Origin of the sequence: Polyangium jinanense (genome assembly GCF_028435265.1) — a bacterium.
Classification (GTDB): Bacteria; Myxococcota_A; Polyangia; order Polyangiales; family Polyangiaceae; genus Polyangium; species Polyangium jinanense.
The window spans coordinates 391,651-403,262 of sequence record NZ_JAGTJK010000004.1; the positions used below are offsets into that span (position 1 = coordinate 391,651).

Annotated in this window: 8 protein-coding genes; 2 read left to right on the forward strand and 6 right to left on the reverse strand. The window is 68.4% G+C overall.

The features are described from left to right. Positions 1 to 2,184 (reverse strand): hypothetical protein, encoded by a 2,184-nt coding sequence (locus KEG38_RS12480; protein WP_272419615.1) that lies wholly within the window; start codon positions 2,182 to 2,184, stop codon positions 1 to 3. Positions 2,185 to 2,403: 219 nt separating this feature from the next. Between KEG38_RS12480 and KEG38_RS12485 the strand changes: the two genes are divergently transcribed. After that, positions 2,404 to 2,961 (forward strand): protease complex subunit PrcB family protein, encoded by a 558-nt coding sequence (locus KEG38_RS12485; protein WP_272419617.1) that lies wholly within the window; start codon positions 2,404 to 2,406, stop codon positions 2,959 to 2,961. 92 nt (positions 2,962 to 3,053) lie between these two features. Here the strand turns inward: KEG38_RS12485 and KEG38_RS12490 are convergent, their stop codons facing one another. The 3 genes from KEG38_RS12490 to KEG38_RS12500 form a co-directional block, all read right to left on the reverse strand. Continuing rightward, positions 3,054 to 5,288, reverse strand: coding sequence for an NHL repeat-containing protein (locus KEG38_RS12490; protein WP_272419618.1), 2,235 nt, complete (start codon positions 5,286 to 5,288; stop codon positions 3,054 to 3,056). A gap of 128 nt (positions 5,289 to 5,416) precedes the next feature. Continuing rightward, entirely contained in the window at positions 5,417 to 6,367 is a 951-nt protein-coding gene (locus KEG38_RS12495) for a hypothetical protein (protein ID WP_272419619.1), read from the reverse strand. Positions 6,368 to 6,428: 61 nt separating this feature from the next. Further along, positions 6,429 to 6,884, reverse strand: coding sequence for a hypothetical protein (locus tag KEG38_RS12500; RefSeq protein WP_272419620.1), 456 nt, complete (start codon positions 6,882 to 6,884; stop codon positions 6,429 to 6,431). Positions 6,885 to 7,009: 125 nt separating this feature from the next. Between KEG38_RS12500 and KEG38_RS12505 the strand changes: the two genes are divergently transcribed. After that, a complete protein-coding gene (locus KEG38_RS12505) occupies positions 7,010 to 7,699 on the forward strand; it encodes a hypothetical protein (RefSeq protein ID WP_272419621.1) in 690 nt (229 codons plus the stop codon). Positions 7,700 to 8,002: 303 nt separating this feature from the next. Here KEG38_RS12505 and KEG38_RS12510 read toward each other — a convergent pair whose 3' ends face one another. Together KEG38_RS12510 and KEG38_RS12515 are read right to left on the reverse strand one after the other, a co-directional pair. Beyond that, positions 8,003 to 10,201, reverse strand: a complete 2,199-nt coding sequence (locus KEG38_RS12510) for a tetratricopeptide repeat protein (protein WP_272419622.1) — start codon at positions 10,199 to 10,201, stop codon at positions 8,003 to 8,005. Next, positions 10,198 to 11,529, reverse strand: a complete 1,332-nt coding sequence (locus tag KEG38_RS12515) for an AAA family ATPase (RefSeq protein WP_272419623.1) — start codon at positions 11,527 to 11,529, stop codon at positions 10,198 to 10,200. The genes KEG38_RS12510 and KEG38_RS12515 overlap by 4 nt, the downstream gene beginning before the upstream one ends. Positions 11,530 to 11,612 lie beyond the last annotated feature (83 nt).

Consider the following 11,612-nt stretch of genomic DNA (forward strand, 5'->3'; position numbering starts at 1 on the left):
TCATTCCGGACAAACCGTCCGCTCCGCGATCGTCTGCCCGTCGATCCCGAAGACCGCGATGTCCTTGCCGGTCACGACAGCGCCGATCGCCCCATACCCATAACTCGACAGGAGCTTCCGTTCGGGCCGACGCACCTCGCCGTTCGGCCCGAGCTCGATCGTGATCACCTCGCGGGCAAACGGCCCGGTCGAAGCAATCAAGAAGCCCTCGGCCGTGCCGATCACGAATGGATTCCGGAGGAGCGCATTGGGCTCCGACGCGAGCGAGGGCGCGCCGATCGCCTTTCCTGTCTCATCGAGGCGCAGCACGCGGATCACGCTGGTCTCGGTCCGCTCGGTGCCGGTCACGCACGCGAGGAGCAGCCCCTTCGGGCCCTGGCCGAGCGCGCAATCGCCGGGCTGGAAGGGCATTCGCGCCGCTGGCGCGGGCTGGGAGACGATACGCGCGGCGCCGTCGAGCAGCGCCGTCACGACCGCGCCCCCGCGCGCGTAGGCGACCACGAGGCCCTTGCTCGTCCAGGCGAGCCCGGGCTTGCTCGTCTTTGGATCCCCGGGCAGGCGCGTCGTTTTTCGCATCGCGCCGGCCTCGTCGAGCCGCCCGACTTCGATTGCGCCATTCTCGTCGATCCACGCCGCCGCGAATCCCCCGGGGACACGCGCGAGCGTGGGTTCGCGTCGCCCGGTCGCCGCGGGAAGGACAGCGCGCGTGATGGTTTTTCCGTCACGATCGACGCGCACGAAAACCGCCTCGTCCTTCTCGAAGAGGAGCGCGGCCCATGCGCCGTCGTCGAGTTGCAGGACGGAGGCCTCGACTGCGCGCGGAGGCAGGCGTAAGGCCTCGGGCGCGGGGCGTGTGCGCGCGTCGCACGGGCCGTTCGAGGTCACCTCGCTCGGCGCCGGCGCCTCGCGGCACGCGAGGCGGGCCGCCACGATCTCCGGGGTTTTCCCTTTCTGCAATCGATCCCGATTGTACACGACGAGCCATTCCTTCCCGGTCCGCAGGACGGCCGGCATTTCCCCGGAGGAATCCTCGTCGTGCAACGTCAGCGGCGGGGCGGCGGCGCCGCTCGGATCCACGACCGTGATCAGGGCCTCCGGACCCCGCGCGACGAGGACCGACGCGTGGAAATGCGCCTCGTAGGCCACCGCGAACCGCGCGCCGTCCCAGCCGAGGATGGGCTTGCGCGGCGTCGCAATGGGATCGGGGTGCGTCGCGACGATCCGCGGCGAAAGCTTGGGGTTCCCCGCGGCGTCGAGGACTGCGAGCCATATCTTGCGGTCCTGATCCCAGGCGACGGCGAGGCCCGCCGGCGTGGGCAAAAGGACGGGATTGAGCCCGCTCTGGAGCGTCGCGCCCACGCCCGTGAGCCCTTCCCCCGTGAGCCGCCGGATCTCGACATTGCCGCGCGTCTCGCGCGAATGCCAGCCGACCCAGTACGCCTCGCCGTCCCACACGATCGAGGGAACGCCGGGATTTTCGCCCGCGGAGAGCTCGAACGTGCGCTTGACCTTGCCCGTCTTCGTGTCGACGAGCGCGACGCGCACCGATTCGTGCATCGGGTAAGGGCCACGCGTCCAGGCGACGGCGATGTCGTCTCGGCCCCACGCGAGCGCGGGCGTGCCGTCGAGCAGCGGCGAGGGATCGATCCGGGCCGACCAAAGCGGTCGATCCTGCGCGTCGAGCCGCACGAGCTCGATATCGGCCTCCTGCTGGGCGTGATACACGACGGACGCGACCACGACGTCACTCCCCCGGAACGCCCCCACGACGTGCGAACGCTCGTGTTTGTCGGGGAACACGATCTCGTGGACACTCTTCGCTGCGCCCGACGATTCGATCCGCGCCACGAAGGCTTTTTGCGTGTCGTGATCGAGGTACACGTACCCCGCGCCGGAATCGAGCCGGCCGAGCGAGGGCCGGTCCTCGTAGAAATAGGCCGCGGCGCCGCCCGCGATATCGACGGAGGCGCGCTCCTCGAGCCCGTGCGCGCACGAGGCCGGCGGCGGTGCCTCGGCGCCCGAGGCCGACTGCGCGGGGCTCTGGCCCTCCTCGGGCGTCGTCGGCGCCGGGGCCGGGCCGCTCTTCATGGGCACGACGCTGGGGGTGCCACATCCGAGCCAGAGACCCAGGAGCGCGGCCGGGAGGCCGATGGAAAGGCGCTTGCCTCTAGAAATCGTCAACATCGTGTCCTCCGGATCTTGCGACGGGCAGGCTGAGCCTAACGCGCGGCGCGCGACCCGTCCACGGTCCCTGCGCCGCGCCCGCGGCCCCGAACCTGGGGTTTCTTCGAATTCGGAAGGCGGGATGATTCCACATTCCGGGTCCGCGACGCTGGAAAAGCGGAATGCGTGGCTCCGCCTGGTCGGCCCGGGTCTTGCCGGGCACCTCGCCCCGGGGGAATCATGAAGACGTTTTCCCGGAAGAACGTGCTCGGCTGGGCTCTCGTGGCGATCGTTTCGTGCACGGCCCTCGGTGATGCCTTGGCCAGGGAGGGGGCGGGACGTCCGCCGCGGGCTCCGAACCCGGGCGAGATCGCCCTGCCTTTCCGAAAGCTCGAAGTCAGCGCCTTCGGCCGGCGGCGCGGCGAGCACCGGACCCTCTTGACGTCGCCGCGGATGTATCAGACTTTCGTCGGCAGCCCGCCGCCGGAAGGCCTCGATTTCCAGCGAGAATGGGTGTTTCTGTACGCGCCCGGCACGATGCCGACCGGCGGCTACGAGGCGGATATCTCGTACATCGGGCGATCGACGGACGGGCGCACGCTCACGATCGAGACCCGGCTCTTCGAGCCGGGCCACCATTGCTTCGTGACGCAGGCGCTCACGAATCCGTACGTGCTCGTGAGCTTCCCACGTCCCGAGGCCGTGCAGCGCGTGGTGTTCACCCACGTCACGGAGGTGCGGGACTGCCCGTCGGAGCCGACGCTCTCGAGCCCGGACGTCGAGGCCGAGCCCGAGTGAACGCGTGACGAGGTGATCGAAGCGCGCACGCCCGCGGCCCTGTGCGAGCCGCGGGCGTGCGAAGAATGGTGTGTCCGGACGTTACGCTTCGATCACTGCGCCATCTTGATGAGAACCACGTCCTCCTGGCCGTTGTTCACCGTGAAGTTCCCGTCGCCGAAGAGCACGTTGGTGCTCCGGTAGCTGCCGCCGAGCCATACGGCGGCGTTGCCGTCCGCGGCGACGGTCTCGCCCGATTCGCTCAGACCGCCGCCGAACTTCTTGGTCCAGGCCGCCGTCCCGGCGGGGTTGTACTTCGCGACGAAGATGTCGTGCTCGCCGTTCGACGAGACATTGCCCTTGCCGAAATCGGTGCTGGCCCAGAATTGACCCGTGACGATCACGTTGTTGAATGGGTCGACCGCGATGTCCTTGCCGCGCTGTGTGCTCACGCCGCCCATGGCCTTGCTCCACATGTGGAAGCCCGAGGGGCTGTACTTCGCGATGAACACGTCCTCCGAGCCGCCGCTCGTGACAGTTCCGTTGCCGAGGTCCATCGAGCCGTTGTACTCGCCGGTCACGAGCACGTTGCCCGCGCTGTCGAGCGCCACGGCGTTCGCGCGCTGGAGCTCGCCGTCGCCCGCGCCGAGCACGAAGATGGGGTTGCCCATCGTGTCGAGCTTCGCGACGAAGATGTCATAACCGCCGGCGCTCGTGAGCGTCTTGCCGCCGCCGAAATCGATGCTGGTCTGGAACGCGCCGGCGAGCGCGATATCGCCCGCGGGCGAGACCGCGAGGTCGTAGGCGTATTGCGTCCCGGGGCCGGTGATCGCCTTCGCCCAGAGCGGCGTGCCACTCTTGTTCAGCTTCGCGACGAACACCTCGAGGCCGCCCCCCGCGATCGGCGAGATGACGTTCGCGCCGATGGTGAGGTTGCTCGAGAACGTGCCGGAGACGTAGACGTTGTCCGCCGCGTCCACCGCGACGCTCGCTTCCTCCTGCGTGTACGCGTTCGCGATCGCCTGGCTCCAGACGTGATCGCCCGTGGCGGCGGCGAGCTTCGCCACGAAGATGTCGCGCGAACCATTGTTGCTCGTGAGCGCCGTTCCGCCGAAATTGATGGTGCCGAGGAACTCGCCCGCGATGAGCACGTCGCCCGCGCTGTCGATGGCGACGCTGGTGACGTCCTGCCCGGCCGCATCGCCGTACTTCTTCGCCCACACGACGGTGCCCGTCGAATTGTACTTGATGACGAAGAGGTTGTCGTTGCCCGTGGCGGTCAGCGTGCCGATCGGCGCGGGGAGGGTGATCGCCCCCGAGAACCTGCCGACGAAGACGCCATTGCCCTGCGCGTCGGTCGCCACGGCCAGACCGATCTGGTTCTGGTTGTTGCCGAAGGTACGCACCCAGGTCGTGTCGCCGGTGCACGCGGGCGCCTGGCCATTGCAATCGTCGTCGCCCGTGGTCGCGCAGTTCTCCGGCGTCGGAAGGACCTCGCCCGTGCACGGACCGTATCCGGAGCCGTCCGGCGCGCACGTCTCGACGCCCGACTTGCAGAGGCCGACGCCCGACGTGCCCATCGGGCCCGTGTAGCAGGCCTTCGTCGAGTTCGGCGCGCACGCGCAGCTCGCACCGTCGTCCACGAAGCTGTCGCAATCGTCGTCCGCTGCATTGCAGGCCTCGGCCTGCGGCAAGACCTGCCCCGCGCACGCGCCGTACGAGAGGCCGTCGGGCGCGCACGTCGCGGTGCCTTCCTTGCAAATGCCCACGTTCTTCGTACCCGCGGGACCCGTGTAGCAGGGCATCGTGTTGCCCGGCGTGCACAAGCAGCCCGCGCCGTCGCCGACCACGCCATTGCAGTCCTCGTCGGTCAGGCCGCACGTCTGGACCCCGGGGACGACCTCGCCCACGCACGGGCCATACGAGAGGCCGTCGGGGCTGCACGTCTGGACGCCGGCCTTGCAGGCGCCGACGCCCATCGTGCCATCGGGGCCCGTGTAACAGGCCTGCGTGCTGCCCGGCGTGCAGCAGCCCTCGTCCGTCTGGCCGTCGCAGTTGTTGTCGATGTTATCGCCGCAGACCTCGTCCACGGGCTCACACACGATTCCGCCGACGCCGCCGGTCCCGCCCATGCCGCCGCCCACGCCACCCATGCCGCCAGTGCCGCCTTCGCCGCCCACGCCGCCGGTGCCGCCGCCGCCCTGTCCACCGGCACCGCTCGACGAGCTGCTCGACCCCGTGCTCGTGGTGCCCGGGGCCGGGTCGTCGCTGCAGCCCGCGAGGCCCGCGCCGACGATCAGCGCGAGGGACGAAAATGTGAACGAAGCAAGGTGACGCCGATGCAACATGGAACGAACCTCCGGAATGGAAGTGGCTGCAAGCCAAATGCAGCGCATCATCCACGAAATAGGGCCTCCCGCACAATAGGCCAGGCAAGAAATGCGCGCCCGCGCGGAGGGTTGGGGTGTGGCCTGTGTTACTGTCCCGTCTTCGGGAAGATCAGCACGAACGAGCCCTTTGCGGGCCGAAAGACCGTGGTCTTCGTGGGATGCGCGTCTCGCTTGAAATGCGGCATCCAGGGCAGCGCCTTCCACGCGTCGTTGTCTTGAATGAACTCGGGCACCACGAGATCGAGCTCGACGTACCGGTCTGCCGTGGCGGCCGCGAGATCCGGCCCGAACGTCCACTTCTCGCGTCCGGGGCGCGCGGTGAGGTCGTTGTGAATGGCGCCGCCGTACGTGAGGACCATCTTCCCCGCGCCGGCGTTCGCGTTGCGCGAGGCGAGGGACTTGGCCTTTTCATCCATGAGCCGCGCGATCATCTCCAGCATCACGAGGACCGAATCCGGCCCCGCCTTCACGATCGCGTCGTAATCGGCGCAGCTCGCGCGCAGGATATGGGGCTTCACGCCGAGCGCGTACGCCGCGTCGCCGAGCGTGACGAACTCGTTCTGGTTCGTCTTGGCTTGGCTCTGCGTGACGGGCTTCTGCTGCTCGGCGACTTGCGCCTCTTTTTCCTTCCCGCATTTCCCCTCGGACACCCAGATCTCGAGCACGATGTCGCTCGCTTTGCCCGCGACCATGGGCAAAAACGTCTCGGTGAAGCGCTTCGTGGCCGTGGGGATGCCCTCCTTGCCCTTCTGCGCGTGCGACTCGCCGATGCCGAGGATGAGCGGGTTTTCCGCGAGGATCGCGGCAAACGCGTCCTTGGGCGTGTCGTAGAGCATGCAGCCCATCTCGCCACAAGGCTCGGGCGGGGCCGCGGAGACGGGGGCCGCGGCGCTCGCGGAAGGCGCGGGGGCGGGCGCGGCGCTCGGGGGCGGCGCGGCGGAGGCCGTCGCGGGCGGCGGAGGCGAAGCGCTGTCGGGCGTGCGGCACGCGGCGACGGTGGCGAGGCAAAGGAGCGGAAGGAGGCGAGCGCTCAGCATGGCGTGGAGGAGTGACGCGAGGACACGGAAGTTCCTCGGCCCTGTCAAGCGCCTCGGCGGTTCAGCGGTGCCCGTCGATTCGTTCGAGCTGCATCTGGTACGATTTCGAGAGCTTCGACTCGTCGACGCGCGGCCGGAGCGCCTTCAGCGCCGAGCGCGTCGCCACGTCCACGTCGGCGCCGAGCCGCGCCGCTTCGAGGTGGAGCTCGAGGGCGCGTTTGTAGCCCGCCTGCGCCTTCCACACCTCGCCGCGCAGATCATCGAGCTCGGCCCGGTGCTGGGTGAGCATTGCGCAGGCCGAGACCTTCTCGCGGCTGCCGAGCATCATCGCCGCGCTCGAAGCGTCGTGCCGCGTCAGCGTTTCCCACATGGGGCCGAACAGATGGAGCGAGGTCGTTTGGACGAGCTCCACCGCCTCGTCGAGCCGTCCCGCGCGCTTCAAGCCGACGACGCGGCCGAAGACGTCGGCGAGCTGTTGGACCATGCGGACCTTGAGGTCCTTGTGCGTGCTCGACATGCGCTTCCCCGCATCCCCTGGCGGAATGTGCACGTTACCAAACGAAGGCCCGGGGGTCGACATTCCGGCGACGGTTGACGGCGCGGCGCCCGTGCATGGTAGCTTCGCCGCGCAGAGAGGAGCGTATGGCCACACATCTCCGCGAAGACATGGCGGCCCAGACCGCCGCTGATATCTGCGCCGCGATCACGAGCGCGCTCGACAGCGATCCGATCACGCGGCCGCTCGCGCCGTTATGGGATGCGCTGGCGCAGAAGGGGGACGGGCTCGCCGCGCAGCGCCGCGCGCGGGAGCGTACGCTCGGGCGGGCGAGGGCGCGGCTCTTCGTGGCCGACGCGCGCTGGGACGCGGAGACGGCGAGCTTCGGTCGATATGTCGTCAACGAGTCGGAAGGGCGGCGCGATCGGCCGCCCTACACGCGGTTCTTCGTGGGCGTGACCCCGTCGGACGCGCAGGCGTTCGGGATCGATCGGGAGGTGAAGCAGGGGCGCGCGTGGATCGAGGAGCTCGGGCGGGAGCCGGGGTCGGCGCTCGCGGAGAAGTGGACGCCTCGGCTGACGAGCGCGACGGACACGCTGGAGGCGAACAGCAAGGAGCGCGAGGCGGGGATGTCGGCGCTCGCGATGCAAGGGACGTCGGAGCTGCTCTACATCGGCGAGATCAACGTGGAGATCGACAAGCTGGAGGGCGCGCTGCTCCAGCTCTTTCCCGGGCAGCCGAAACGGGTCGCGTCGTTCCTCACGGCGACGAAGCCGCGCCGGAAGCGGAAGGACGACGACGGCGAGGACGAGGGGTCGGGGGGCGGCGAGGGCTGACGGACGGCGAGAGAGCGTCGCTCGAAGGAGGGAGCGAGCGACGTGCGTTACGCAAGAGGGGGGATCGACGCGGGGAGGAGGGATCTTGCGTGGCGCACGGGGGGTGCTGGGCGCGAGGAAGGCAGGGGCGTGCGTGACGCACGGAGGTCACTCGGGGCGCCGAGGGACCATCTTGCGTGGCGCGCGGGGGTGGATCCTTACGTCGATGCACCGTCGTGCGTGACGCACGAGGGGCAGGGGAGGCGGCGAGGGACGGCCGTGCGTGCGGCGGAGCCGAGGCATGGGCTCGGGGGGGTGTCAAGGTCACGAGGCGGGCGGGGGTTCGTCGAGATCCTGGTCGCGTTGGGCTTCGACCTCGGCGGCTTCGAGGTGGCGACCCTGGGCGCGGAGGGCGGCGGCGAGCTCGTTCCAGAGTTCCTTTCGGGCCTCCGGGTGCATCCCAAGGAGAAGACGTGTGTCGTGCACGAACGCGACGAGCGCATCGCGGGACACGAGACCGAGGAATCGTGCGTCGAGGTCCACCTCGACCGGGAGCGCGAGGAGCTTGCGGAGCAAGACCTCGGCGTCCGCTGCGCGTCCCGAGCGGTTGAGCGCGATGGCGACGAGAGGAATGCGATGGCCGCCTTCCCCCCGGATTGACCACGCATAAGGAGTTTCGCGTTTCAAGGAGGCATCTGCGACGGTGAGGGCCTCGCGAGGCTCACCGCGTTCCAGACGCAGTCGCATCCGGAATTTGTCGATGTCGAGCAGCAATCGCTCGTACGCCGATCCCCCTCGGCCGGCAATCTCTTTGGCGATGCCCTCCGCCATGGTATCGGCCTCGTCGAAGCTCCTTCGCGTGAACGCGCACCATGCGAGCGAGAAACGAAGCTTGGCGCGCTCTTGGTGATCCTTCGTCTTGTCCAGCGTCGCCTTCAGGATCGCCTCGGCGCGCTCCACGTCGCCCGTACGTCGGAGGAGACCCGCGATGCGCCGCAGATCTTTCGGTCGGGTGCGCGGCTCGTCCACGAGCATGAGCGCACGCTGGAGCTGCCAGACGTGGCTCGGGTCGACGCCGATCTCGAATCCGATCTCGGCCAGCAGCGAATAAAGCGTGAGCAGGTCCTCGGGCGGCATGTCGCCATCGAGCATCGGCTCTGCGTGGATGAGCGCCTGCACGCCCGCCCGACGTAGCGTCGCCGCGGCAGGATGACCTGCTTCCCAGTTCAAGTGCGAGAGCTCCGTCAGGGCGATTCCCTGCAAGAAATATCCGATTGCGCTTTCCTGTATCTCCAGCGCTCGGCTCGCCCACGTCTGCGCAGCGTCGAAGTCGCCATGGTCGTACGCGAGCCGCGAGAGCTCGATCCAGCGCTCCGGCGTACGCTCGCCCTGGCAGAGGAGGAATTCGATCCGGGGCGCGCGGTCGATGAGGAGAGGAAACCCGCCGTTCCCGTCCAAGATTTCAATACCCTCGACCTTCCGGGCGGGGCGGCGCGAGAGGCTCCACAGCCCGATGCGTTTGCCGAGGTGGCGCTGGACGTGTGGAGGGATGAAATAACCTTGAATGGGCGCCCGCGCGAGGCCGGCGCTCAGGATTCTCTCGCCGAGACCTGCAGCCGCATCCGTGGAGCGGAGCATCGCCGCGAGTAGCTCCTCCTCGGCATATCCCCTGGACAATAGGCCGATCAGGCATCCGATCACGCCCGTCTCCTGTCCGGAGACCGCAGCCAGCCTTCCTGGGTGTCTCGCGCCTGCGTTTGCAAGGTGCTTCGTCACCATGTCGAGGGGGCCCCAGACATGGTCCGAGATGTTCCAGAAGCGATCCTGGTAGTAATTGGGGACGAGCAGGATCGCCCGCGTCTTGCGCCGCGCCTCCGCGAGCGCCCACCGGAACCGCGCGGCATGCTCGTATCCCACGGCGTCGCACGCGACCCACGCCCGCCCCGCATTCTGGATCTCCGACACGACCTCGGCATAAGCCTTCATCGTATCGATCCACCGGATCGTCCGTCCCGGCAGAGCCTCCCGAAAGACTTGCTCGAACCGCTCGATGCGCTCTTGCGGGTCTTTCCGGTAAAGCTTGTCCGCGTGTGCAAACAAGATCCCCGGCGCCCGACACCGGAGTGCCTGCCGGATGCCAAAAACCGCATGCTCTGCGACGCCGGGCGGGCACTCGTGCCGCTGCGCGATCCAATCGTAAAAGTCGGGCGCCTCCCGAGCCAGCACCTCCGTGACCTCGCGCCGGCAGAAGAGGACGACCTTCAGCGATTTCCGCGCGAAGACCGGCCGGTTCATGTTGAGCCAAAACGCGTCCTCCGCCTCGGGGACGAGCACCACGGCCGAGCCGTCGGGGAGATCCATCAGCCCGCTTGGCTTCGCCAGCACTTCGAGATCGGGGTGATCGACGAGGAGCGCGCGCACGAGACCGCCGAGCCGCTCGGGCACCGCTTCGTCCACCAGGATGAGGACGCCTCGCGGGCTCAGCCGGAGCCCCAGACGGATCTCTTCGATCCAGTCGCTCACAATTTGATCATGTGGCGGAGGAGGAGCGGATGCGGGAAATACCACTCCGAGTCGTTCGGATACGGCAAGAGCGTGCCGTACGTGAGGAGCTCCTGCGCCAGGTTTCCTTCGGGCAGCCGATGGTCCGGGTCCTTTGCGATTTCCTCCAGCGTCCGAATGTGACCCTTGTTGAGCCCCGTCTCCCGCTGTCGCCGCGCCTCTTCGAGGACACGCTCCACGAGTTCGTCCGTTGCCTGTGCGAGGTCTTCACGATGGGCGAGCCCGGCGATACGAAAGACGAATTTCACGAACTCCCGCGCTCGACCGCCGGAATGGTAGGCGAGCTTGTCGATCTGCTGGGGCGTGAAGAGATCGGGTCCGCCTGGGAGATCGGCCACGCGTCGCGCGAAGAGCTCCCGGAAGAACGCCACGCCTGGTCCCAGCTCCCTCGGCTTGTCCTTGCGGAGGACCGGCTCATTGACGAGCGACGGGACGTCGTGAAACCCTCGGATCGCCGCCGTCGCCGGGTGGTGCCGGAGCGCGAACGGCCCGCAGATCACCATGGGGCAGGCGAGCTGCGAGATGAGCACCGAGTCCAGGAAGAGCGCCTTCGCGCGGTTGAAATCGCGGATCCGGTCGAGCCCGTCGATGATGAAGAGGACACGCGAGCCGCGCTGTTGTACCAGGCCAATCAGCGTGTTGACGCAATCGAGCAGGGCCTGGACGTCGGACTCCTGATCCGCGAGCGCTTTCTGCGTCCTGCCAAAAGGCGCCGTCCATTTCACGGCCTCGGCGCCGGCCTTGAGGAGCTGGAGCCCCGTGCCTACGGCCGCGGGCGCGCCGGTGGCGGTGGAAGATGCCAGCACGACCATTGATTTCGCGAGGGAGGCGATGTCGATCTGTGGCGGCGCATCCGCGTTCGTCCTTCCCGCGAGCGCCGCCCATCGTTTTTCCAGGTCCTTGCGGTGTTCCTCGGGGAGCACGTACGCGAGGCGCTCCTCGGCCGCGCGAAGAAGCGCGACGCCCATGAGGAAACACACCTCCCAGGGGCTCACGCGCTCGATCGCCTGCGCGTCGTGCACGACCTCGGAGCAATGGCGCTCGAGGTCGACGAAGACCACGAACTCTTTGCCGGCCCGCTCCTCCGCGATGCGCTGGAGCTCCGTGGTTTTGCCCGTCCCGATCGTGCCCGTCACGAGGAGCCGCGGGATGCCACGCGGAATGTCCAGCCACTCGCAGATCGTCCCCGCAGGGCTCCGGCTTCGCGGCGCGCGCCACGCAGGGTTTCGTGGCGAGAGCTCCGGATCGAAACGATCGATCACCGCGAGCCAGGTTTCACGCCGAGACATGCGTCGAAGGCTCCTCCGACGCGCACTTCTGCACGAAGGCCCGCCGGACGTCAAGCAAGCGGCAGAGCGCGCTCTGCCTTCGC

Coding starts and splice junctions, on each gene's coding strand:
- KEG38_RS12480 (WP_272419615.1), bottom strand. CDS start 2,184: ATGTTGACGATTTCTAGAGGCAAGCGCCTTTCCATCGGCCTCCCGGCC.
- KEG38_RS12485 (WP_272419617.1), top strand. CDS start 2,404: ATGAAGACGTTTTCCCGGAAGAACGTGCTCGGCTGGGCTCTCGTGGCG.
- KEG38_RS12490 (WP_272419618.1), bottom strand. CDS start 5,288: ATGTTGCATCGGCGTCACCTTGCTTCGTTCACATTTTCGTCCCTCGCG.
- KEG38_RS12495 (WP_272419619.1), bottom strand. CDS start 6,367: ATGCTGAGCGCTCGCCTCCTTCCGCTCCTTTGCCTCGCCACCGTCGCC.
- KEG38_RS12500 (WP_272419620.1), bottom strand. CDS start 6,884: ATGTCGAGCACGCACAAGGACCTCAAGGTCCGCATGGTCCAACAGCTC.
- KEG38_RS12505 (WP_272419621.1), top strand. CDS start 7,010: ATGGCCACACATCTCCGCGAAGACATGGCGGCCCAGACCGCCGCTGAT.
- KEG38_RS12515 (WP_272419623.1), bottom strand. CDS start 11,529: ATGTCTCGGCGTGAAACCTGGCTCGCGGTGATCGATCGTTTCGATCCG.